This is a genomic window from Knoellia tibetensis, from assembly GCF_048606415.1.
GTDB classification, from domain to species: Bacteria; Actinomycetota; Actinomycetes; order Actinomycetales; family Dermatophilaceae; genus Knoellia; species Knoellia tibetensis.
The window spans coordinates 11900-33857 of sequence record NZ_JBMBWF010000005.1 but is presented as its reverse complement, the minus strand read 5'-3'; the positions used below and the strand labels follow the sequence as shown (position 1 = coordinate 33857).

Sequence of the window (21958 nt, the reverse complement as noted above, 5' to 3'; positions counted from 1 at the left end):
CGCCCGGAGAGATGGAGAGCGTCATGAGCACCCACGGCCTGCGTCCCACCCGGCGGCACGGACGCCGCCTCGCCACGGCGGCGCTCGCCGGCCTCCTCGTCACCGGCTCGCTCGCCGCCTGCGGTGGTGGCGGCGACGAGTCGGGGGCCGACTCGGGCGCCGCGTCCGGTGGGTCGTCGCAGCAGGACTCGGTCGCCGGGCCGCAGGCCAAGGGCGGGGCGGACGGCGACCGGGCGGTCGGGGCGGTCTCCCCCGAGTCCGCCCGGGCCAGCGCCGGCCAGAAGCTCGTGCGCCGCGCCAACCTCCAGCTCAAGGTCGAGGAGCTGCCCGACGCGGCCTCGCGGATCCGCTCGATCGCGGCGCGGCAGGGTGGCGTCGTCGTCAGCGAGGAGCTCTACTCCGGTGAGCGCGGTCGCGACACCTCGGGCACGGTGACGATCAGCGTCCCCGCCGCCCAGCTCGACGCGACGATCGAGCTCATCGCCAAGGTGGGCGAGGTCCAGTTCCGCAACAGCTCGAGCGAGGACGTCACCGGGACCTACGTCGACACCCAGGCACGCGTGACGTCGATGACCGCGAGCGTGGCGCGCATCCGCGACCTCCTCTCGCGCGCGTCCAACGTCAACGACCTCGTCGCGCTCGAGAACGAGCTGTCCCAGCGTCAGGCCGAGCTCGACGCGCTCACCGCCCAGCTCGACAGCCTCAAGGACTCGGTCTCGATGTCGCCGGTCTCGGTCACGCTCTCGACCGACGACTACGAGCCGGTCGCCGCGGGCGGGTTCCTCTCGGGCCTCACGTCCGGGTGGAAGGCGTTCGTCACCTCGGCCGCCGTCCTCGCCACGGTCGTGGGGGCCGTGCTGCCCTTCGCGGTCGCGATCGGCCTCGTCCTCGCGCCGGTCGTGTGGTGGCTCCGCCGGCGTCGCCACGGCGGCGCGCCCCTCATCCCGCAGGCCGTGCCCGCGGGACCGGCCGGGCCCGGCGGGCCCGTCGGACCACCGCCCCCGTCAGCGGGCTGAGTGCTCGTGCACGACCTCGACGATCCTCGTGAGGACGTCGGGGTCGGCGTGCGGCGGGACGCCGTGACCGAGGTTGAAGATGTGCCCGGGCGCGTTGCGGCCCTCGTCGACGATCGCCCGCACGCGCGCCTCGAGCACCTCCCACGGGGCACCGAGGAGAGCCGGGTCGAGGTTGCCCTGCACGGCATACGAGTCTCCGAGGCGCGCGACCGCATCCGTGAGCGAGACGCGGTAGTCCACGCCCACGACGTCCGCACCGGCCTCGCCCATGAGGTCGAGGAGCTCGCCGGTGCCGACGCCGAAGTGGATTCGTGGCACCCCGAGGTCGGCCACCGCCGCGAGCGCTGCGGTCGAGTGCTTCTGCACGTATGCCGTGTAGTCGGCCCGCGGAAGCGCGCCCACCCACGAGTCGAAGAGCTGGATGGCGCTGGCGCCGGCCTCGACCTGCGCCCGGAGGAAGGCGCCGGAGATCTGGGCGAGCCGCTCGCACAGGTCGTTCCAGAGCTGGGGGTCGCCGTGCATGAGCGCCTTGGTCCGCTCGTGCGTCTTGGAGGGGCCGCCCTCGACGAGGTAGGACGCGAGGGTGAAGGGGGCGCCGGCGAACCCGATGAGCGGCGTCGAGCCGAGCTCGGCGACGAGGCGTTGCACCGACTCGGTGATGTCCGGGATGGCGTCCGGAGTGAGGTCGGGCAGCCGGTCGAGGTCGGCGCGCGTCCGGAAGGGCGCGGCGACGACGGGTCCGGTGCCGGGGACGATGCTGAGGTCGACGCCCACGGCTGCGACCGGCACGACGATGTCGCTGAAGAAGATCGCGGCGTCGACCTTGTGGCGACGGACGGGCTGGAGGGTGATCTCGGTGACGAGGTCGGGCGTGCGGCAGGCGTCGAGCATGTCCGTGCCCTCGCGCAGCTCGCGGTACTCGGGCAGCGAGCGACCGGCCTGGCGCATGAACCACGCGGGCGTGTGCGGCACGGGTCGACGGGTGGCGGCGAGGACGAGCGGGCTGTCGGCGATCACCGCCGAATCCTCTCATTCGGCGCGGCGCCGCCCGCACCCCGTCAGAGCGAGATGACCGCCGCCCCGGCGAGCGCGCAGAGGACCCCCACCTGCTGGATCCCACGCAACCGCTCTCCCAGCACGAGCCGGGCGAGCAGGATCGTCGCCACCGGGTAGAGCGAGCCGAGCACCGCCGCGATGCTCACCTGACCACAGGAGGACGCGGTCGCGAAGAGCGCGTTGGCGAGCAGGTCGGCCCAGCCGATGAGCGCGAGCTGCACCAGGTCGCCGCGCCGCGTCCCACCGACGGACCGCAGCACGAGCGCGACGATGACGAAGAGCGTTACCGACGTCGCCCGCATGCCCCACAGCGCCATGATCAGCGAGTCGCGTGCGGCCCGGTCGAGGGAGAAGAGCGCGGTCCCGAAGCACAGCGCCGCGCACCCTGCGAGAAGGACCGGTCGCGGCGACACCGCACCGGAGAGCTCCGGCCCCGATGCGAGCACGATGCCGACGACGGCGACGAGGATGCCGACCCACACCCAGGTGCTCGGGGTCTCGCCGCTGGCGACGCCGAGCGCGACGGGCACGACGACCCCCATCGACGCGATGGGGGCGACGACGCCCATCGTCCCGCTCGCCAGCGCGGTGTAGAACGCGACGAGCCCGCTCGCCCCGGCGATCCCGGCGAGCATCGCCCATCCGACCCACGGCCCCCACTCGGGCGGGTGCCCGAGCCCCAGCCGCACGAGGACGATGGTGCTGAGCAGCACGAAGGCGAGGCCCTGCGTCACGCCGACGACGGCGATCGCCGGCAGCCGCTTGGCGACGACCCCTCCGAAGAAGTCCGAGGTCCCCCACACCGCCGACGAGGCCAGCGCGAGGAGGGAGAGCACGCCCGCAGCCTAAGGCCCTCCGGCGCGGCGAATCCCCCCGAAACGCGCGTCCCGGCATACCCTCGTCGGGTGGCAACACGCTCCCTTCCCGGCCGCGAGTCCCCGGAGTTCACCGCGGCGCTCGAGGCCCTGAGGCACGTCCGGTTGCGTCCCGAGGTGCGGATCACCGAGGTGCCCGCGCCCCAGCGCATTGCTCCGTATGCCGTCGCGCTCACCGCCGACGTCCTCGGCTCCGCGGGCGACGACGAGGAGCTGGCCTCCGGCCGGTTCGTCCTCCTGCACGACCCGTCCGCACCCGAGCCGTGGGGTGGCGAGTGGCGCGCGGTGACCTTCGCGCGCGCCGAGCTCGAGCCGGAGCTCGCCGCCGACCCCCTGCTGGGTGAGGTGGGCTGGACCTGGCTCGTCGACGCCCTCGCCGGTCGGGGCGTCTCAGCCACGGCCGAGGCGGGAACCGTGACCCGCGTCGTGAGCCAGAGCTTCGCCGGGCTCGCCGACCGCCCCGCGAGCGTCGAGATGGAGGTGCGTGCGTCGTGGACCCCCATCGGACCCGACGCGGGCACCCACCTGCTCGCCTGGTCCGACCTCCTCTGCACGATCGCGGGGCTGCCCCCGCTGCCTGAGGGCGTCGTCGCCCTCCCGGGGCCGCGTCGCTGAGATGAGCTCCGACACCATCGACACCCCCGACGCCGAGCAGGCTCCGGCGCCCATCCCCCTCGACGAGCCCTCCGAGGGAGTGCCCCACGTGGTCGACTCCGAGCGCGGTCTCACCGAGGCCGCCGACGCCATCGCCGCCGGCGAGGGGCCGGTCGCCGTGGACGCCGAGCGCGCCTCCGGCTACCGCTACGGCCAGCGCGCCTACCTCGTCCAGGTCCGCCGCGAGGGCTCGGGCACGTGGCTCATCGACCCCATCGCCTGCCCCGACCTCGGTCCTCTCGACGACGCCATCGGGCGCGCGGAGTGGATCCTGCACGCCGCCACCCAGGACCTCGCCTGCCTCGCCGAGGTCGGGCTGCGCCCGCGCCAGCTCTTCGACACCGAGCTCGCGGCCCGGCTGCTGGGGCTCCCCCGGGTCGGCCTCGCCGCCGTCGTCGAGCACTACCTCGGGCTCGCACTCGCCAAGGAGCACTCGGCCGTCGACTGGTCGACGCGTCCCCTGCCCGAGCCGTGGCTGCGCTACGCCGCGCTCGACGTCGAGGTGCTCACCGAGCTGCGCAACCTTATGGGCGTCGACCTCGCCCGGCAGGACAAGTCCGAGTGGGCACGTCAGGAGTTCGAGGCCCTGCTGTCGTGGGCGCCGGCCGAGAAGGTCGACCCGTGGCGGCGCACGAGCGGCATGAACACGATCCGCAGCCGTCGCGGCATCGCCGTCGTCCGTGAGCTCTGGCTCACCCGCGACGACATCGCCCAGGACCGCGACACCTCACCCGGGCGCATCCTCCCGGACGCCGGCCTCGTCTCCATCGCGACCGCCGCACCGACCTCGACGTCCGACCTGCCGAGCGGCCATCGGGCGATCGCCCGCTACGGCCGGCAGTGGGTCGCAGCCGTCAAGCGGGCCAACGCCATCGACGAGGCCGACCTGCCGCAGCGGACCCTGCGCTCCGACGGTCCTCCGCCTGCACGCTCATGGGCCGACAAGGACCCGGTGGCCGCGGCCCGGCTGACGGACGTGCGGGCCGAGCTCACCGCCTTCGCCGAGCAGCACGAGATCCCGGTCGAGAACGTCTGCTCCCCCGACCCGCTGCGTCGAGTCGTGTGGCGGCCCCCGTCGACGCGTGACGTCGAGGGGTTCACCGCCGAGCTGCGCGATCTTGGCGTCCGTCAGTGGCAGGCCGACATCGTCGCGCCGATGCTCGCCCGGGCCTTCGAGGCCCACCCGGACGCCGGGTGAGGTGACGGCTCTCACGGCCGACCGGCATACCCGACTAAGCGGGCGCTTAGTAGCCTGAGCGGAGCACCACACTCCGACCAGAGAGGCTCCACCGTGCCCCGCACCCTGAATGAGGTCGTCTTCGTCGACGGCGTGCGCACCCCGTTCGGCAAGGCCGGCGAGAAGGGCATGTATGCCCAGACCCGTGCCGACGACCTCGTCATCCGCTGCATCCGCGAGCTGCTCAAGCGCAACCCCCAGCTCCCCAAGGACCGCGTCGAGGAGGTCGCCATCGCCGCGACCACCCAGACCGGCGACCAGGGCCTCACGCTCGGCCGCCTCGCCGCCCTGCTGTCGGGCCTGCCCAACACGACCCCCGGCTACTCCGTCGACCGCATGTGCGCGGGCGCGATGACCGCCGTGACCAACGTCGCGAGCTCGATCGGCTTCGGTGCCTACGACATCGCCATCGCCGGCGGCGTCGAGCACATGGGCCGCCACCCCATGGGCGAGGGCATCGACCCCAACCCGCGCCTGCTCGCCGAGAAGCTCGTCGACCAGTCGGCACTGTCGATGGGCAACACCGCCGAGAACCTCCACGACCGCTTCCCGCAGCTCACCAAGGAGCGCTCGGACGCGTATGCGGTGGGCAGCCAGACCAAGCTCGCCAAGGCTTACGAGGACGGCAAGATCCAGCCCGACCTCGTGCCGATGGCCACCCGCCACTCCGAGCGCGGCTCCGGCCTCGCCACGAAGGACGAGCCGCCGCGCCCCGGCACGACCGTCGCGGAGCTCGCCGGGCTCAAGACGCCGTTCCGCCCCCACGGCTCGGTGACCGCGGGCAACGCCGCGGGCCTCAACGACGGCGCGACGGCCTGCATCCTTGCGTCCGAGACCGCGGCCGAGGAGCTCGGCCTCCCGGTGAAGATGCGGCTCGTGTCGTTCGGCTTCGTCGGTGTCGAGCCCGAGGTCATGGGCATCGGTCCGGTCCCCGCGACCGAGAAGGCCCTCGCCAAGGCCGGGCTGACCATCGAGGACATCGGGCTCTTCGAGCTCAACGAGGCGTTCGCCGTGCAGGTGCTCGCCTTCCTCGACCACTTCGGCATCGCCGACGACGACCCCCGCGTCAACGAGTACGGCGGCGCCATCGCCACCGGCCACCCGCTCGCCTCCTCCGGCGTGCGGCTCATGACCCAGCTCGCCCGCCAGTTCGAGGAGCACCCTGAGGTCCGTTTCGGCCTCACGGCGATGTGCATCGGCATTGGGATGGGCGGCTCGGTCATCTGGGAGAACCCGCACCACGCCGACTACGGGAAGGACGCCTGACATGGCCGCCACCACCACGACCGCCGACGCCCCCACCGGGACGCAGGCCGCGGCGCCCGCCGAGCGCGCGCCGCGCGGCGAGGTCGTCACCCACGCCCTCGTCCAGGACGTGGCCCTCCCCGGCGACGGCGGCACCCTTGCGCTCATCACGCTCGACAACGGCTTCGACCACACGAAGCCCAACACGTTCGGGCCCGAGGGGATCGCCGAGCTCCACCGGGCCGTCGACACCCTGCGGGACCGCGCCGAGGCCGGCGAGGTGCAAGCCGTCGCCATCACCGGCAAGCCGTTCATCTTCGCCGTCGGCGCCGACCTCTCGGGCGTACCGACGGTGAGCAGCCGCGAGCAGGCCCTCGGGATCGCCCGGGCCGGCCACGCCGCGTTCGCCGCGATCATGGACCTGCCGGTGCCGACCTTCGCGTTCGTCAACGGCGCGGCGATGGGTGGCGGCGTCGAGGTGGCCCTGTCGTGCGACTACCGCACGATCAGCGCCGGCGTGCCCGCGATCGCCCTGCCGGAGACCTTCCTCGGCCTCGTGCCGGGCTGGGGCGGCTGCTTCCTCCTCCCCAACCTCGTCGGCCCCGCCAACGCCCTCAAGGTCATCATCGAGAACCCGATGAACACCAACCGCATGCTCTCCGGCCCCGCCGCGGCGAAGCTGGGCCTCGGCGACGTGCTCCTCGAGCCGGCCGACTTCCTCGAGGAGTCGATCGCCTGGGCCGCCCGCGTCCTCTCCGGCGAGACCACGGTCGAGCGCCCCGAGGTCTCGCGCGACGAGAGCGAGTGGGCCGCGGCGCTCAAGGCCGCCAAGGGCCTCGTCCTCGCCAAGACGGCGGGCCGCTCCCCCGGCCCGCTGCGTGCCCTCGCACTCGTCGAGGCCGCGCGCACCGCCACCCGAGACGAGGCCTTCGCCGCCGAGGACCAGGCGCTGGCCGACCTCCTCATGGCCGACGAGCTCCGCGCCGGCCTCTATGCGTTCGACCTCGTCCAGAAGCGGGCCAAGCGTCCCGCCGGCGCGCCCGACAAGGCACTGGCGCGCAAGGTCACCAAGGTCGGCGTCGTCGGAGCCGGTCTCATGGCCAGCCAGCTCGCCCTGCTCTTCGCCCGCAACCTCAAGGTGCCGGTCGTCATGACCGACCTCGACCAGGAGCGCGTCGACAAGGGCGTCGCGTGGGTGCACGGAGAGATCACGAAGTCGTTCGAGGCGGGGAAGATCGGCCGCGACCGGGCCAACCACCTCGCGGGCCTCGTCACCGGCTCCACCTCCAAGGACGGCTTCGCCGACGCCGACCTCGTCATCGAGGCGGTCTTCGAGGAGATGTCGGTCAAGAAGCAGGTCTGGGCCGAGGTCGAGGCCGTCGTCTCGCCCGAGTGCGTCCTCGCCTCGAACACGAGCTCGCTGTCGATCACCGAGATGACTGCCGACCTCACGCACCCGGAGCGCGTCGTCGGGCTGCACTTCTTCAACCCCGTCGCCGTCATGCCGCTGCTCGAGATCATCTCGGGCGAGCGGACCGACGACGCGGCGCTCGCCACGGCGTTCGCCACCGGCAAGGGCCTCAAGAAGACGACGATCCTCGTCAAGGACTCGGCGTCGTTCATCGTCAACCGTCTCCTCGGCCGCTTCATGGGCGAGTTCAGCAGGATCGTCGACGAGGGCACGCCCGTCCTCGTCGCAGAGAAGGCGGTCGCCGGCCTCGCCCCGATGCCGCCCTTCGTCCTGCTCGGGCTCGTCGGCCCGGCGATCGCGCTGCACAACAGCGAGACGCTCCACCGGGCGTTCGGCGACCGCTTCCACGTCTCGCCGAACCTGCGCAAGATCGTCGAGATGAGGAAGCCCGGCTACTACCAGCTCGTCGACGGCCGCCCCGTCGTCGACCCGGAGGTCGAGGCGGCCCACATCGCCCCCGAGAACCCGGTCGAGCTCGATGTCGCCGAGGTCCGCGAGCGGGTGCTGTCGGTGCTCGCCGAGGAGGTCGGTCTCATGCTCGAGGAGGGCGTCGCGCAGGCGCCGATGGACATCGACCTCGCGCTCATCACGGGCGCCGGCTTCCAGTTCTGGAACGGCGGCCTCAGCCCGCTGCTCGACCGCGAAGGCGTCTCCGAGAAGGTCCTCGGCCGTCGCTTCCTCCCCCCGGGCGCGGCGAGCGTCCCAGCCTGAGCGCACGAGTGGGCGGACGGCATACCTGGTCTGCAGGTATGCCGTCCGCCCGCTTTCGCGTCGACCCTCAGGCTTGCGTTATCTCATATCCGATATACGCTGGAACGCATGACTGAGTCCAGCTACCTCACCCGGATCGGGACCCTCATCCGGGACGCCCGGCGCCACCAGGGCCTGACCCAGAACGAGCTCGCCGAGAAGCTCGGCACGAGCCAGAGCGCCGTCGCGCGCATCGAACAGGGGCGGCAGAACCTCAGCCTCGAGATGCTCGCCCGCGTGGGCGAGACGCTCGGCAGCGAGTTCGTCTCCCTCGGCCACAGCGGCCCCCAGCACCTGCGGATCGTCGGCGGCGCCAAGCTCTCCGGATCCATCCCCGTCAAGACGAGCAAGAACGCCGCCGTCGGCCTCCTCTGCGCCGCCCTGCTCAACAAGGGCCGCACGACGCTGCGCAACCTCGCGCGCATCGAGGAGGTCAACCGGATCATCGAGGTGCTCACCTCGATGGGCGTCAAGGTCCGCTGGCTCGAGGGCACGAGCGACCTCGAGATCATCCCGCCGGCGACGCTCGACCTCGCCTCGATCGACATCGCCGCGGCCCGCCGCACCCGCACCGTCATCATGTTCCTCGGCCCGCTGCTCCACCAGTTCGACACGTTCTCGCTGCCCTACGCCGGCGGCTGCGACCTCGGCACCCGCACCGTCGAGCCGCACCTCACCGCGCTCCAGTCGTTCGGCCTCGACGTCACGGCGACGCACGGCTTCTACGAGGCCAAGGTCGACCGGTCCGTGCGCCCCGAGCGCGCAATCGTCCTCACCGAGCGCGGCGACACCGTCACCGAGAACGCGCTCTTCGCCGCCGCCCTCAACCCGGGCACGACGGTCATCCGCAACGCGTCGTCCAACTACATGGTGCAGGACGTCTGCTTCTTCCTCCAGCGCCTCGGCGTCGACGTCCAGGGCGTCGGCACGACGACCCTCACCGTCACCGGCCGGGAGTCGATCGACGTCGATGTCGACTACTCCCCCAGCGAGGACCCGATCGAGGCCATGAGCCTCATCGCCGCCGCGGTCGTCACCGAGTCGTCGATCACCATCGAGCGCGCGCCGATCGAGTTCCTCGAGATCGAGCTCGCGACGCTCGAGCAGATGGGCCTGCAGTACGAGATGTCCGAGGAGTACCTCGCCAAGAACGGCCACACGCGCCTCGCCGACCTCACGATCCTACCGAGCTCGCTCACCGCGCCGATCGACAAGATCGCGCCGATGCCGTTCCCCGGCCTCAACATCGACAACCTGCCGTTCTTCGCGCTCATCGCGGCGTGCGCCGAGGGCACGACCATGATCCACGACTGGGTCTACGAGAACCGCGCGATCTACCTCACCGAGCTCACCAAGGTCGGCGCGCAGGTCCAGCTCCTCGACCCGCACCGCGTCATGATCACCGGTCGCACCGCGAAGTGGCGTCCCGCCGAGGTCATGTGCCCGCCGGCGCTGCGCCCCGGCGTCGTCGTGCTGCTCGCGATGCTCGCCGCCAACGGCACGTCGGTGCTGCGCAACGTCTATGTCATCAACCGTGGCTACGAGGACCTCGCCGAGCGCCTCAACGCCCTCGGCGCGACCATCGAGATCTTCCGCGACATCTGACGGGGCGGTGACCGACCTGCCCGACCCGTCCGGCCCGGCCGACCAGTCCGCGCCCGACTGGTCCGACCTGCGCCGCTGGCCCGACGTCGACGCGCCGAACCTCCAGGCGTGGGACGCGACGGACCGGCTCGTCCTCGACGAGGCCGGTCCGTTGCCGACCGATGACGGTGACGTCGTCGTCATCGGCGACCGCCACGGCGCCCTCACGCTCGGTGCGGTCTCGCGGGGCGCGTCGGGCGTGCGCGTGCACCAGGACGGCGTCCTCGGTGAGCGTGCGCTCGTCGCGAACGCCACCCGTCGTGGTCTCGGACGCGACGGCTCCCGTATGCCGTTCTCCCACCACGGTCTCGGCGCGTCCCTCCTCGAAGGTGCCCGACTCGTCCTGATCCAGCTGCCGCGGTCCCTGGACACGCTCGACGAGGTGGCCACGCTCGTGGCCGTCCACGCCCGCCCCGACGTTCGGGTCGTCGCTGGTGGCCGGGTCAAGCACATGTCCCGCTCGATGAACGACGTTCTCGCACAGTCGTTCTCGCACGTCCACGCCAGTCTCGCGCGTCAGAAGTCACGTGTGCTGCACGCGTCGTCACCGCGAGATGGCGTCGTGCCGGCGTGGCCGAGACGCGAGCGTCACGACGACGTCGGGCTCACCGTCGTGGCGCACGGTGGCGTCTTCGCGGGCACCTCCATCGACATCGGCACCCGCCTGCTCCTCGATGCCATCCCGTCGATGCGAGCCGTCGACCCCACCTCCCGAGCCGTCGACCTCGCCTGCGGCAGCGGCGTCGTCGCCGCCGCGCTCGCTCTCGCCCGCCCCGACCTACAGGTCCTCGCGACCGACCAGTCGGCCGCCGCCGTGGACTCGGCCGCCGCCACCGCCGACGCCAACGGCGTCGCCGACCGCGTCGAGGTCGTCCGTGCCGACGGCCTCGAGACAGCTGCCGACGGTTCGGCCAAGCTCGTCGTCCTCAACCCGCCGTTCCACGTCGGAGCCACCCTCCACACCGGCCTCGCCGAGCGCCTCTTCACCGACGCCGGACGCGTCCTCGAGCCCGGCGGCGAGCTCTGGTGCGTCTGGAACTCCCACCTCGCCTACCGGCCAACGCTCGAACGCGTTGTCGGCCCGACCCGGCAAGCGACCCGAACCCCCAAGTTCACTGTCACCGTCTCCACCAAGCGCTGAAAAGCGGGCGCAGGACGCCGAAGGTGAGCGGATCTGGAGCGCGGACGTGTGTGTTCGCCGCTGGCTGGGACTGGCGGGAGCGGCGAGTGCGCGCAGCGCGCGAGCTGCGGATGGATGCGGCGAACACGCTTGTCCACGCGACGTGGAAGGTGGACGACGTGCTCAGTGAGCCGTCCACCCGCCGTCCATGGTGAACGAGCTGCCCGAGATGGAGTCCGACGAGGGCCCGCAGAGGAACGCCACGAGATCGGCGACCTCGCCCGGCTCGATGAGCCGCTTCACGGCGACGGGCGTGAGCATGATCTTCTCGAGGACGTCGGACTCGGGGATGCCGTGGGCGGCGGCCTGGTCGGCGACCTGCTTCTCGACGAGCGGGGTCCGGACGTAGGCCGGGTTGATGCAGTTGCTCGTCACGCCCTTGTCCCCGGACTCCAGCGCCACGACCTTGCTCAGCCCCTCGAGCCCGTGCTTCGCCGCGACGTAGGCGGACTTGAAGGCACTCGCCCTCAACCCGTGGACGGACGAGACGTTGACGACACGACCCCACCCACCGGCATACATGTGTGGGAGGCAGGCCCGCACGAGCCGGAAGGGCGAGAGCAGCATGATCCGGTGGATCCGCTCGAACTCGTCGACCGGGAACTCGTGGACGGGGGCGACGTGCTGGACGCCGGCGTTGTTGACGAGGACGTCGATGTCGGTGGGCAGCATGTCGTGGGCGTCGAGGTCCGAGAGGTCGATGACCCAGGGCGTGACCCGGCCGTCACCGACGCGGGCGACGAGCTTGTCGAGGCCGTCCCCGTCGATGTCGACGGCGTGGACTGACGCCCCGGAGGACGCCAGCCGCTCGACCACGGCCGCGCCGATGCCGCTGCCGGCGCCCGTGACGAGCGCGGTGCGGCCGTCAAGCATCGCGCCGCCCGCCGGTGGAGCGGCCGCGGTTGCGCACCTTGGCGATGAGGTCGGCTCCGGTGCCCCAGATGCCCTTGCGGAAGAGCAGGACGATGAGGACGAAGATCGTGCCGGTGATGATGCCGATGCCGTTGAAGCCCGAGGAGGCGAGCTGGTCCTCGAGGATGACGACGACGGCGGCACCCAGCGGCCCACCCCACAGCGTCCCGATGCCGCCGAGGACGGTGATGAGGACGACCTTGCCCGACGTCGTCCAGATGAGCTCCTGGAGCGAGGCGAAGCCGTGGCTCACCGAGAAGACGCCACCGGCGAGACCGGCGATGCCGGCCGAGATGACGAAGACCATGATCTTGTAGCGCTCGACGTCGTAGCCGAGCGCCCGCGCCCGGGCGGGGTTGTCGCGGATGGCGAGCAGGACGCGACCGAAGGGCGACGACACCGTGCGCCAGGCCGCGAAGGCGCCGATGAGGATGAGCGGTAGTGCGGCGTAGTAGAAGTAGAACGGGTCGGTCTCGACGAGCTCGATCCCGAAGAACGACTTCGGGATGCCCTGGAGGCCGTTCTCGCCACCGGTGAGGTCGCGGGCCTGGTTGGCGATGAAGAAGAGCATCTGTGCGAAGGCGAGCGTCACCATCGCGAAGTAGATGCCGGTGCGACGCACGGCGAGGTAGCCGGTCGGGATCGCGAGGAGCATGGCGACGAGCGCCCCACCGAGCACGGCGACCGGGAACGGCAGCCCGCTGCGGATGGCGATGATGCCGGTGACGTAGGCCGACGTGCCCCAGAAGGCGGCGTGGCCGAAGCTCAGCAGGCCGGTGAAGCCGAGGAGCAGGTCGATCGAGATGGCGAAGAGTCCCCACGCGAGGATGTCCATCGCCACCGGCGGGTAGATGTACCAGGGCAGGGCGAGCACGACGAGCAGCGCGAGCAGGAGCAGGCCGGCCCGCAGGAACGGGTTCACCTTGCGCTCGGGTGCTGCGGACGCCGCGGTCTCGACCCGCGTCGTCTCGGTGAGCTGGGCGCTCATGAGGCCTCCTCGCGACCGAAGAGTCCCGCCGGGCGGACGAGGACGACCGCTGCCATGAGGACGAAGATGAGGACCTGCGCGAACGACGGCGCGTAGGCCTGGCCGTACGCCTCGACGAGCCCGACGAGGAACCCGGCGACGACCGCGCCGAGGATCGAGCCGAGCCCGCCGATGACGACGACGGCGAACAGGATGATGATGAAGTTGCTGCCCATGTCGGCGGTGATGGCGCGGAACGGGGCCGCGAGGACCCCCGCCACACCGGCCAGGGCGATGCCGAAGCCGAAGACCGGCGTCACCCAGCGCCCGACGTTGATGCCGAGGGCGCGGGTGCGCTCGGCGTCCTCGGTCGAGGCGCGCACGATCATGCCGATGCGCGTCTTCGTGAGCAGCAGCCACACGGCGAGGCAGAGCGCCACCGAGAAGAACGCCGCGAAGAGCTGGTAGCTCGACAGGCTCAACCCGCCCACGCTCACCCGCCCCTCGAGCCCGGCCGGCAGTTCGTACGGCAGCCCCGAGACGCCGTAGCGGCGCTTGACGAGGTCGACGATGAGCAGCGTGAGACCGAACGTGAGGAGGAAGTTGTAGAGCGGGTCGAGCCCGAGGAGCCACCGGACGAGCAGGCGCTCGACGGCGATGCCGAAGAGGAACAGCAGGACCGGCACGATCACGAGCGCACCCCAGAACGGCACGTCGAGCACGTCGAGCAGGACGGCCGAGCCGACGGCCCCGAGCATGTACATGGCGCCGTGGCTGAAGTTGACCACCCCCATGACGCCGAAGATGACGGCCAGCCCGAGGGCGGCGAGGGCGTAGAAACCGCCCGTCGCCAGACCCTGCAGGGTGTACTGGATGAATGCGCTCATCGCCTACCTCTGGTGACCTCTAGGAGTTCCGGTTCGGTGGAGTCAGCGGCTCACATGGAGCAGCCGGACTCGGCTTCCGGCTTGAAGGCCTCGGCGGCGGGGATGGTGGCGACGATCTTCTCGTAGTCCCACTCCTCCTTGACCTCGGCCTGCGGCTTGACCTCGGCGAGGTAGACGTCGTGGATGACGCGGTGGTCGCCCTTGCGGACCTCACCGTTGCGCAGGAAGACGTCGTTGATCTTCTTGCCCTCGAGCTTGGCGACCACGTCGTCACCGGTGTCGCTGCCGGCCTCCTGGACGGCCTCGAGGTAGTTGAAGGCCGCGGAGTAGTTCGCGGCGTGCGCGAACGACGGGCGGGTCTTGGTCTTCGCCTGGAACTTGTCGGCCCACTCGCGGTTCTGCTCGTCGAAGTTCCAGTACCACGCGTCGGTGAAGGTGACGCCCTTGAACTGGTCGGCGCCGAGGCTGTGGATGTCGGTGATGAACATCAGGCCCACGGCGAGTTTGATCTGGTCGCTGATGCCCGCCTGGTTGTACTGCTTGACGAAGTTGATGAGGTCACCACCGGCGTGCATGGTGCCGATGACGTCGGGCTTGTCGGCCGCGGCCTTGGTGATGTAGGTCGCGAAGTTGTCGTTGGGGAACGGCGTCGGCACCTTCTGGGCGACCGAGCCGCCGGCGCCGGAGACCTGCGCCTCGAACGACTTCGTCATGTCCTGGCCGAAGGCGTAGTCGGGGTAGACGACGTTCCAGCTCTTGCCGCCGTTCTTCGTGAGCGTGCCACCGGTGCCCTTGGCGAGCATGTAGGTGTCGTAGGCCCAGTGGAACGTGTACTTGTTGCACTGCGCACCGGTGAGCGCGGTCGTGCCGGCGCCGATGTTGATGTAGACCTTCTTCTTCGTCTTGGCCTGCGTCGCGACGGCGAGGGCCGCCGACGAGGTCGGGACGTCGAGGATGATGTCGGCCTTCTGCCGGTCGTAGAGCTCCTGCGCCTTGGTGTTGGCGATGTCCGGCTTGTTCTGGTGGTCGGCCGTGACGACCTCGATGTTCTTGGAGACGGCGTCGTCCTTGTGCTTGGCCTTCCAGTCCTCGACGGCCATCTTCACGGCCTCGACGGAGTTGGGGCCGGACAGGTCCTTGTAGACACCCGACTGGTCGTTGAGGACCGCGAGCACGATCTTGTCGTCGGAGATCTTGCCGCCGCCCGAGGACGGGCCGCCGCCGGCGCTGCCACAGGCGGAGAGCAGGAGGCCGGAACCGGCCACCATCGCCGCGAGCGTCGTCTTCTTGGTGTGTCGCATGTGCCCCTCCTGGGGTGTGTATGCCGTGCCCGGCGGTCAACTGTGAGTCGTGCGGTTGTCGTGGGGTGCCGTCCGCCGCGAGGAGTGCGACGGTCCGGGTGTGCGCAGGGAGCGCGGACTCGGAGCTACATGCCGAGGTGCTCGAGCAGCTCCGTGGTGCGGGAGCGGAACTCCTCGTTGGGGAGGCTCTCGACGATCTCCCCCTGGGCGAGCAGGTTGTGGCGGTCGGCCACCGTGCCCGCGAACCTCACGTTCTGCTCGACGAGCAGGACCGCGACGCCCTGGCTCTTGATGTCGCGGATGATCTCGCCGATCTTGTCGACGATGACGGGGGCGAGCCCCTCGCTCGGCTCGTCGAGGAGCAGGAGCCGCGACCCGGCGCGCAACGGTCGCGCCATGGCGAGCATCTGCTGCTCACCACCGGAGAGCTTGGTCCCGGGGAAGTCGCGGCGCTCGCGCAGCACCGGGAAGTGCTCGTAGATCCGGTCGAGGCTCCAGGCCGCCCCCTTGTCGACGACGGGCGGGAGGCTGAGGTTCTCGGCGACGGTGAGCGTCGCGTAGATGCCGCGGTCGTCGGGCACCCAGCCGAGACCGGCGCGGGCCCGCTTGTCCGCGGACCGGCCGTCGAGGGTCTGGCCGTCGAGGGTCACCGTGCCGCGGACGTTGCGGTGCAGGCCCATGATCGAGCGGAGCAGCGTCGTCTTGCCGGCGCCGTTGCGTCCGACGAGCGTGACGACCTCACCGGGTGAGACGTCGAGCGAGACCTCACGCAGCGCCTGTGCCTCGCCGTGGAAGGCGGAGAGCTTCTCGACGGTGAGCAGTGGCGTCGTGGTCCGGTCCTCCTCTGCCCTGGTGGTCGTGGCCGGCTCAGCCATGCTCGCCTCCCGTGTCTCCGAGGTATGCGGTGATGACGCGCTCGTCGTTCCTCACGTCGTCGTAGGTTCCCTCGGCGAGGACCTCGCCGGACTGGAGCACCGTGACGCGGTCGGCGAGCGACCCGACGACGTGCATGTTGTGGTCGACGAAGACGACCGTGCGGCCCTTCGACGCCTTCTTGACGAGGGCGATGGTCCGGTCGACGTCCTCGAGGCCCATGCCGGCGGTCGGCTCGTCGAGCAGGAGCAGCGCCGGGTCGTTGGCCAGGGCCAGCGAGATCTCGAGCGCCCGCTTCTGGCCGTAGGCGAGGGAGCCGGCGGTGACGCCGCTGCGGTCGGCCAGGCCGACCTCGTCCAGGAGCTCCATGCCGCGGGCCTTGAAGCGGCTCAGCTGCTTGCGCGAGGACCAGAAGCGGTAGCCCAGGCCGGTCGGCGAGGCGAGGGCGAGCTCGAGGTGCTCGAGCAGAGTCATCTGCTCGAAGAGGCTCGTGATCTGGAAGGAGCGGGCGACACCCATGTGGGCGATCTGCTCCGGCTGCTTGCCCGCGATGTCGTTCCCGCGCAGGAGGATCTGGCCGGACGTCGGCGCCAGGAATCCGGTGAGGAGGTTGAAGAGGGTGGTCTTGCCGGCACCGTTGGGGCCGACGAGGGCGTGGATCGTGCCTTCGGCGACGTCGAGGTCGACCGAGTTGACGGCAGTGAACCCGCGGAAGTTCTTCGTCAGGCCGACCGTCTGCAGCATGACCGTCCCGGGGCTGGACGCGGACGCCGTCGTCGGGGACGTGGACGTCGATGCGCTCGGACTCACCTGCACCTCCTTGTGCTCCGCACCGCAGAGGTTCTGCAGGCGGTGAGGCATCACCCTAGGACGGGGCCTTCGCGGGCCTCATGGGGTCCCCCACCACTGTCTCGCCGCGGTCGTGGTTCGCCGCACCATGCAACGTGCTCATCGGCCCCCTAGGATCGGCGACATGCACGACGACGTGGATGCAGGGACGCGCCTGCTCGAGCTGCTCGCCTCCGGCGCCTCGGCGGCCGACCTCGCCGCGCTCGACGTGGACCCTCACGCCCGCGACCTCGCGTTGCGCATCGCCGGCGCCTTCGACGTGCAGCGCCGTCGCGAGCAGCAGCTCGCCGCCCTCGTCGACACCGCGGGTGAGCTCGCGTCGATGAGCGACCCCTCCGTCGTCCTCGACGCGATCGTCCGCCGCGCCCGGGCCCTCATGGGGACCGACGTCGCCTACCTCACGCTCTACGACCCGGTGCACGAGGACACCTTCATGCGGGCCACAGCCGGCTCGGTGTCGGCACAGTTCCAGGTCGTCCGTCTCGACTTCGGTGCCGGGCTCGGCGGCCTCGTCGCCCAGTCGCGCAAGCCCTACTGGACGGCCGACTACTTCGAGGACGCCCGCTTCAAGCACACGAGCTCGATCGACGGCGCCGTCGGCGACGAGGGCCTTGTCGCCATCTGCGGCACTCCCCTCATCGTCAAGGACGAGTTCGTCGGCGTCCTCTTCGCCTCGAACCGCACCCCGCGTCCCTTCACCCACGACGAGGTGGCCCTGCTCGGCTCGCTCGCCGCGCTCGCGGCCGTGACCATCGTCCAGGTCCGCGCGGCGGAGGAGTCAGCGCGCACACTCGCGGCCCTGTCCGAGGCGACCGAGAGCGTGAGCCGCTACGCCGCCGGCATCGAGCGGGCCGCCGCCGCGCACGACCGGTTCGCCGAGATCGTCCTGGAGGGTGGTGGCGTCGACGACCTCACCGAGTCGCTCACCCGGCTCCTCGGCGGCTGGGCGATCCTGCTCGACGACGAGGGGGTGCCCCGCAGCGTCGCGGGCGACGACCCGCCGAGCGGCGATGCCCTGCACAGGCTCGCCGCCGACGTCGTCGAGCGGGCCGATGGTGTGCGTCTCTCCCGCCTCGACGACGACGTGTGGGCGATCGGCATCACCGCGACAGGCGAGGCCATCGGCTATCTCGTCATCGGCGACGTCTCGACGATGGACGAGTCCGACGAGCGCACGGTCGAGCGCGCGGCCGTCGTCACGGCCCTCGTGCTGCTCGGTGAGCGCAACCGCGCCGAGGCCCGCCAGCAGCAGCGCACCGACCTCGTGGCCGGGCTCGTCGGGGGCCACGGCGACGCGGCCGTGCTCGTGCCCGCGGCGCGCTCCCTGGGCCTCGACCTGCGCGAGCCCACCTGCCTGCTCGCGGTCCGTCGCGACGACGGCGGGAGCACGCGCTCGCTCGTCCTCGCCGTCAACGCCGCACTCGGTGGTCAGGCGCTCGTCGGTGAGGTCGACGGCCACGTCGTCACCCTCATTCCCGGCGGCGAACCCGGCTCTCTCGCAGCGGATCTCGCCGCCCGCCTCTCGCGGAGCCACTGCGTCACGGTCGGGGCCGCCGGCCCGGTGGACGAGTCTCGCTCGACGCTCACGGCCGACTTGGCCTCCGCCCACACCGAGGCGCTGCGGACGGCCGAGGCCCTGGTCGCGCTCGGTCGGCGTGGCGACGGCGCTTCTGCCGCGGAGCTGGGCTTTGCGGGACTCATCGTGGGCACACGACCGGAGGTCACGGCATACGTCGACTCCGTCCTCGGGTCGCTCGTCGACTACGACGAGGCGAGGGGCACCGACCTCGTGGGCACGCTCGAGGCCTACTTCCTCGCGGGTGCCAGCCCGCGGCACGCGGCGACGAGCCTGCACGTGCACACCAACACCGTCGCCCAGAGGCTCGAGCGGATCACCCGGCTCGTCGGCGATGGCTGGCAGTCACCGGACCGCGCGCTCGAGCTGCAGCTCGCGCTGAGGCTGCGTCACCTCGTCGCGAGCTGAGCGTCGACGACGTCCGCGAGCCGCTGGATCGCGGCAGGTTCGAGGATGACCGAGTAGTGGTTCGAGTCCGGGACCTGGGTCGTGCGCAGGGCCGGTGGCAGCGCGAGGGCGCGCAACCGGTCCTCGTCGTAGAGGCCCTGCGGCTCGTCGAGCAGGCCGCGGCGCGCCCAGAGCAGCTCGGTGGGGACGCCGGAGTCGACGGCGCGACCGGCGGCGGCCAGGGTGTCTGGGTCGACGAGGACGTCACGCCCGTCGGCACGCACCGCCTCGAGCACACAGCTGGACCGCCAGCCGTCCGGCGCCTCGACGAGGTCGTGGTCGAGGTAGCGGCGCAGCCACAGGCCCCCCGCACCCGCGAGGAGCGGGCCGACGGCGGGGTGCCGCCGCCAGAAGGCGAGGTGGTCGTCGGGTGAGTCGAAGACCATCGACAGCCGGGTCATCGCCGGCCCGATGACGGCCGACAGGGCCTCGTCGACGTCGCGTCCGCCCGGCACGGGGAAGCCCAGTCCGCCGTCGACGAGGACGAGCGCGCGGTAGCGGTCGGGGTCCTTGGCCGCGGCCGACGCGGCGACGAACGCGCCCATCGAGTGGCCGACGAGGACGGGGTGGCCACCGAAGGCCGATGCGATCGCTGAGGTGTCGGCGGCGTGCGCGGCGATGCCATAGGGGCCCGGCACACCGCTGCTCGCGGCCCGGCCGCGCAGGTCCGGCGCGAGGACCCGCACTCCCCCGACCCCGTGGCGGCGGACGAGCTCGTCGGCGAGGGCCTGCCAGGCGAGGCCGTTCGCAGTGATGCCGTGGAGCGCGAGGACGACCGGGACGTCGACACGGTAGGCGCCGGGCGTGAGGTCGTGGACCGCGAGCGTGCCGGTGTCCACCTCCACCGTGAAGGCCGGGACGACTCTCACTGGCTCACCTCCGCGCTGCGGGCCGCTGGTCGCCGCCCCCGGACGAGCACCGTATGCCGTCCGCCCACCCCCGCTCATGGGTTCCGGACCCACATCCGCAACCGACCTGTGTGCACACCGGGCATGTCCGACCGGCGGGGGGCACGGACCGGCGTCAGCCCATCACGAGCCCTTCGATGTCGTGCTTCTGGGTGATGGGCGACAGCTCGTCGACGACCGGGCACGCGAGGTGGTCCCGCACCCGCTGCGGCAGGCTCTCCCAGTAGCCGGTCGTCACGGCGAGATCGTGGTGGGCGTCGTTGCCGGCGCCCGGCGCATCGACCCCGAGGACGAGGACCGGGCGGGCGACCGTCGAGGTGTTGGGCGTCCCTCGATGGACCGTCAGGGCCGAGCGGGCGGAGATGTCGCCCACCTTCGGGTACTTCCGTTGGGCCAAGCGCTCGTAGCGCTCGTACGCGGAGGTGGGCGGGAACTGCTCGTGGTCGAAGTCGTCCCCCCGGTCCCACTGCGTCCCGGGCGCGATCTCGAACGGTCCCATCTCGTCGGTCGTGTCCACCGTGGTGAGGTTGAACGCCAGCGAGGTGAGCCGGCCGCCGTCCTTGGTCTCCGTCGGGCTCGGGAAGTCACGGTGCCAGGGCTGCAACGTCGCACCCGGGAACGGGGTGTCGAACCCGACCTCGACGATGCGGTACTCGGGGCCGAGGACGGTCTCGCAGACGGTGCGCACCCACGGATGGTCGACGAGGTCGACGAAGCCACGCAGCGCCTCCGGGTGGATCTCGACGTACCACCGGTTCGGGCCACGGCCGACGGCGCCTCCCTCACGGGACCTCGCCTCCTCGAATGCGGCGTCGATGTCCTCACGCACCTGCTGCACCCAGGCCGGGGCGAACGCACCCCTGCGGGCGATGATCCCGTCGGTCTGCAAGCCGTGCCGGATCTCGTCGACGTCGAACTGGGTCGAGCCACTCTCACCGTCCATGTCACAGGACGCTACGCCCACGAGCACGCCGTGGGCGGATACGTGGGCGACCTAGGATGGGCCGGATGAGTGGTCTTCCGCCCGGTCATTCGCGGCTCCCACTGCGTGACGCGGACGGCGGCGACCGGTTCGAGCTGTTCGTCGTCAGCGCCGTGCTCTCGATCGCCGTCACCCGGATCTACCTCGAGCTGGCCGGCTACCCGCAGCTCGGCGGCGGCGGACTCCACCTGGCGCACCTGCTGTGGGGCGGGCTCGGCATGCTCGCGGCCATCCTCGTCCTGCTGCTCTTCATCAGCAGGACGGCGCACACGGTCGCGGCGACTCTTGGTGGGATCGGCTTCGGCCTGTTCATCGACGAGGTCGGCAAGTTCGTCACCGGCGACAACAACTACTTCTTCGAGCCGGTCCCCGCCATCATCTACGGCACGTTCGTGACGCTCGGCCTCGTCGTCGAGCTGCTCGTGCACCGCAAGCCCCTGAGCCACGTCGAGCTCGTCGTCAACGCCGTGGACCTGCTCAAGGAGGCGGCGGCCCACGACATGGACGAGCTCGAGCGGGACCGCGCGCTCTCCCTGCTCCGCAAGGCGGACCAGACCGACCACACGGTGCGGCTCCTCACCGACGTGCTCGAGGACGTCCCTCCGCACCCCGTCCGGCGTTCGTGGCCCGCCCGCACCTACCTCGCGGGTCGCTCGGTCATCGTCAACCTTCCCCGGGCCCGGGCGGTTCGCCGGGCGTCCGTGGCCCTCTTCGCTGTGTTCCTCGCCGGGTCGCTGGCGCATCCGGTGCGGCTCGTGCTCGCCGATCCCTCGGCACGCAACGTCGTCTACCTGGCGTGCGCCGGAGTCGCCGTGGTCGTCGGCCTCCTGGGGCTGACCACATGGGCACGGAGCCGGCGCCAGGAGTCCCTGCGCATCTTCGAGGTGGCGCTGCTCCTCGACCTCTTGGTCGTGCAGTTCTTCCAGCTCCTCGACGCACAGTTCCTCGGGTACCTGGCCGTGCTCGTCAACCTGGCGCTCATCGGCCTCGCCCGTGCGCTGCGGGTCCAGCTGTCCGAGCAGGAGGCCGGTCCCCACGGACGTGAGGCCGTGAGCATCTCCGGCGACCACCCCTGATCTCAGCCGGCTCTGCGTCCGGCGTTGCGGGCAGCGCGGCCTTCGCCTGCAG

At 71.4% G+C, this 21958-nt stretch carries 19 protein-coding genes; 9 read left to right on the top strand and 10 right to left on the bottom strand.

Annotated elements, in window-relative coordinates; translation table 11 throughout:
* Window positions 1-23 precede the first annotated feature (23 nt).
* Window positions 24-1016 (top strand): DUF4349 domain-containing protein, encoded by a 993-nt coding sequence (locus tag ACOJV7_RS16445; RefSeq protein ID WP_420191308.1) that lies wholly within the window; start codon window positions 24-26, stop codon window positions 1014-1016.
* Here ACOJV7_RS16445 and hemE read toward each other — a convergent pair.
* A complete protein-coding gene (gene hemE / locus ACOJV7_RS16440) occupies window positions 1005-2033 on the bottom strand; it encodes a uroporphyrinogen decarboxylase (protein ID WP_420191307.1) in 1029 nt (342 codons plus the stop codon). The genes ACOJV7_RS16445 and hemE overlap by 12 nt on opposite strands.
* A gap of 41 nt (window positions 2034-2074) precedes the next feature.
* Window positions 2075-2908 (bottom strand): DMT family transporter, encoded by an 834-nt coding sequence (locus ACOJV7_RS16435; RefSeq protein WP_420191306.1) that lies wholly within the window; start codon window positions 2906-2908, stop codon window positions 2075-2077.
* 69 nt (window positions 2909-2977) lie between these two features.
* Here ACOJV7_RS16435 and ACOJV7_RS16430 point away from each other — a divergent pair, with 69 nt between their 5' ends.
* The 6 genes from ACOJV7_RS16430 to ACOJV7_RS16405 all read left to right on the top strand — a co-directional run bounded on the left by ACOJV7_RS16430 (window position 2978) and on the right by ACOJV7_RS16405 (window position 11089).
* Window positions 2978-3562, top strand: coding sequence for a DUF3000 domain-containing protein (locus ACOJV7_RS16430; RefSeq protein WP_035946679.1), 585 nt, complete (start codon window positions 2978-2980; stop codon window positions 3560-3562).
* A 1-nt stretch (window position 3563) separates the two neighbouring features.
* On the top strand, window positions 3564-4799 hold the full coding sequence (locus ACOJV7_RS16425) for an HRDC domain-containing protein (protein ID WP_420191305.1): 1236 nt from the start codon (window positions 3564-3566) through the stop codon (window positions 4797-4799).
* Between the two features lie 93 nt (window positions 4800-4892).
* Window positions 4893-6104, top strand: a complete 1212-nt coding sequence (locus ACOJV7_RS16420; protein WP_420191304.1) for a thiolase family protein — start codon at window positions 4893-4895, stop codon at window positions 6102-6104.
* A gap of 1 nt (window position 6105) precedes the next feature.
* Window positions 6106-8265, top strand: coding sequence for a 3-hydroxyacyl-CoA dehydrogenase NAD-binding domain-containing protein (locus ACOJV7_RS16415; protein ID WP_420191303.1), 2160 nt, complete (start codon window positions 6106-6108; stop codon window positions 8263-8265).
* Between the two features lie 108 nt (window positions 8266-8373).
* On the top strand, window positions 8374-9909 hold the full coding sequence (locus ACOJV7_RS16410; protein ID WP_420191302.1) for a helix-turn-helix domain-containing protein: 1536 nt from the start codon (window positions 8374-8376) through the stop codon (window positions 9907-9909).
* Window positions 9910-9916: 7 nt separating this feature from the next.
* Window positions 9917-11089, top strand: a complete 1173-nt coding sequence (locus ACOJV7_RS16405; RefSeq protein WP_420191301.1) for a class I SAM-dependent methyltransferase — start codon at window positions 9917-9919, stop codon at window positions 11087-11089.
* A 162-nt stretch (window positions 11090-11251) separates the two neighbouring features.
* Here the strand turns inward: ACOJV7_RS16405 and ACOJV7_RS16400 are convergent, their stop codons facing one another.
* The 6 genes from ACOJV7_RS16400 to ACOJV7_RS16375 all read right to left on the bottom strand — a co-directional run bounded on the left by ACOJV7_RS16400 (window position 11252) and on the right by ACOJV7_RS16375 (window position 16878).
* Complete coding sequence (locus ACOJV7_RS16400; RefSeq protein ID WP_420191300.1) at window positions 11252-12001, bottom strand: 3-hydroxybutyrate dehydrogenase; 750 nt, start codon at window positions 11999-12001, stop codon at window positions 11252-11254.
* On the bottom strand, window positions 11994-13028 hold the full coding sequence (locus tag ACOJV7_RS16395; RefSeq protein WP_420191299.1) for a branched-chain amino acid ABC transporter permease: 1035 nt from the start codon (window positions 13026-13028) through the stop codon (window positions 11994-11996). Before ACOJV7_RS16395 ends, ACOJV7_RS16400 begins: the two co-directional genes overlap by 8 nt.
* Complete coding sequence (locus tag ACOJV7_RS16390) at window positions 13025-13894, bottom strand: branched-chain amino acid ABC transporter permease (protein WP_420191298.1); 870 nt, start codon at window positions 13892-13894, stop codon at window positions 13025-13027. The genes ACOJV7_RS16395 and ACOJV7_RS16390 overlap by 4 nt, the downstream gene beginning before the upstream one ends.
* Before the next feature lie 50 nt (window positions 13895-13944).
* Window positions 13945-15195: an ABC transporter substrate-binding protein gene (locus ACOJV7_RS16385; protein WP_420191297.1), complete on the bottom strand. Its 1251-nt coding sequence runs from the start codon at window positions 15193-15195 to the stop codon at window positions 13945-13947.
* A gap of 125 nt (window positions 15196-15320) precedes the next feature.
* Window positions 15321-16070, bottom strand: a complete 750-nt coding sequence (locus ACOJV7_RS16380; RefSeq protein ID WP_420191296.1) for an ABC transporter ATP-binding protein — start codon at window positions 16068-16070, stop codon at window positions 15321-15323.
* Window positions 16063-16878 carry an ABC transporter ATP-binding protein gene (locus tag ACOJV7_RS16375; protein ID WP_474543131.1) on the bottom strand — a complete coding sequence of 272 codons (816 nt, stop codon included), beginning with the start codon at window positions 16876-16878 and terminating at the stop codon, window positions 16063-16065. Before ACOJV7_RS16375 ends, ACOJV7_RS16380 begins: the two co-directional genes overlap by 8 nt.
* Before the next feature lie 163 nt (window positions 16879-17041).
* Between ACOJV7_RS16375 and ACOJV7_RS16370 the strand changes: the two genes are divergently transcribed.
* On the top strand, window positions 17042-18901 hold the full coding sequence (locus tag ACOJV7_RS16370; protein WP_420191295.1) for a helix-turn-helix domain-containing protein: 1860 nt from the start codon (window positions 17042-17044) through the stop codon (window positions 18899-18901).
* Here the strand turns inward: ACOJV7_RS16370 and ACOJV7_RS16365 are convergent.
* Window positions 18883-19809 (bottom strand): alpha/beta hydrolase, encoded by a 927-nt coding sequence (locus ACOJV7_RS16365; RefSeq protein ID WP_420191294.1) that lies wholly within the window; start codon window positions 19807-19809, stop codon window positions 18883-18885. The genes ACOJV7_RS16370 and ACOJV7_RS16365 overlap by 19 nt on opposite strands.
* 154 nt (window positions 19810-19963) lie before the next feature.
* Window positions 19964-20791, bottom strand: a complete 828-nt coding sequence (locus ACOJV7_RS16360) for a phytanoyl-CoA dioxygenase family protein (RefSeq protein ID WP_420191293.1) — start codon at window positions 20789-20791, stop codon at window positions 19964-19966.
* 65 nt (window positions 20792-20856) lie between these two features.
* Here ACOJV7_RS16360 and ACOJV7_RS16355 point away from each other — a divergent pair, with 65 nt between their 5' ends.
* Window positions 20857-21906, top strand: a complete 1050-nt coding sequence (locus ACOJV7_RS16355; protein ID WP_420191292.1) for a hypothetical protein — start codon at window positions 20857-20859, stop codon at window positions 21904-21906.
* Window positions 21907-21958 lie beyond the last annotated feature (52 nt).

Bases quoted from the DNA above. Each gene is read 5' to 3' on its own strand.
- ACOJV7_RS16425 (WP_420191305.1), top strand. From the start codon at position 3,564: ATGAGCTCCGACACCATCGACACCCCCGACGCCGAGCAGGCTCCGGCG.
- ACOJV7_RS16370 (WP_420191295.1), top strand. From the start codon at position 17,042: ATGCACGACGACGTGGATGCAGGGACGCGCCTGCTCGAGCTGCTCGCC.
- ACOJV7_RS16445 (WP_420191308.1), top strand. From the start codon at position 24: ATGAGCACCCACGGCCTGCGTCCCACCCGGCGGCACGGACGCCGCCTC.
- ACOJV7_RS16400 (WP_420191300.1), bottom strand. From the start codon at position 12,001: ATGCTTGACGGCCGCACCGCGCTCGTCACGGGCGCCGGCAGCGGCATC.
- ACOJV7_RS16395 (WP_420191299.1), bottom strand. From the start codon at position 13,028: ATGAGCGCCCAGCTCACCGAGACGACGCGGGTCGAGACCGCGGCGTCC.
- ACOJV7_RS16385 (WP_420191297.1), bottom strand. From the start codon at position 15,195: ATGCGACACACCAAGAAGACGACGCTCGCGGCGATGGTGGCCGGTTCC.
- ACOJV7_RS16355 (WP_420191292.1), top strand. From the start codon at position 20,857: ATGAGTGGTCTTCCGCCCGGTCATTCGCGGCTCCCACTGCGTGACGCG.
- ACOJV7_RS16415 (WP_420191303.1), top strand. From the start codon at position 6,106: ATGGCCGCCACCACCACGACCGCCGACGCCCCCACCGGGACGCAGGCC.
- ACOJV7_RS16390 (WP_420191298.1), bottom strand. From the start codon at position 13,894: ATGAGCGCATTCATCCAGTACACCCTGCAGGGTCTGGCGACGGGCGGT.
- ACOJV7_RS16380 (WP_420191296.1), bottom strand. From the start codon at position 16,070: ATGGCTGAGCCGGCCACGACCACCAGGGCAGAGGAGGACCGGACCACG.
- ACOJV7_RS16410 (WP_420191302.1), top strand. From the start codon at position 8,374: ATGACTGAGTCCAGCTACCTCACCCGGATCGGGACCCTCATCCGGGAC.
- ACOJV7_RS16360 (WP_420191293.1), bottom strand. From the start codon at position 20,791: ATGGACGGTGAGAGTGGCTCGACCCAGTTCGACGTCGACGAGATCCGG.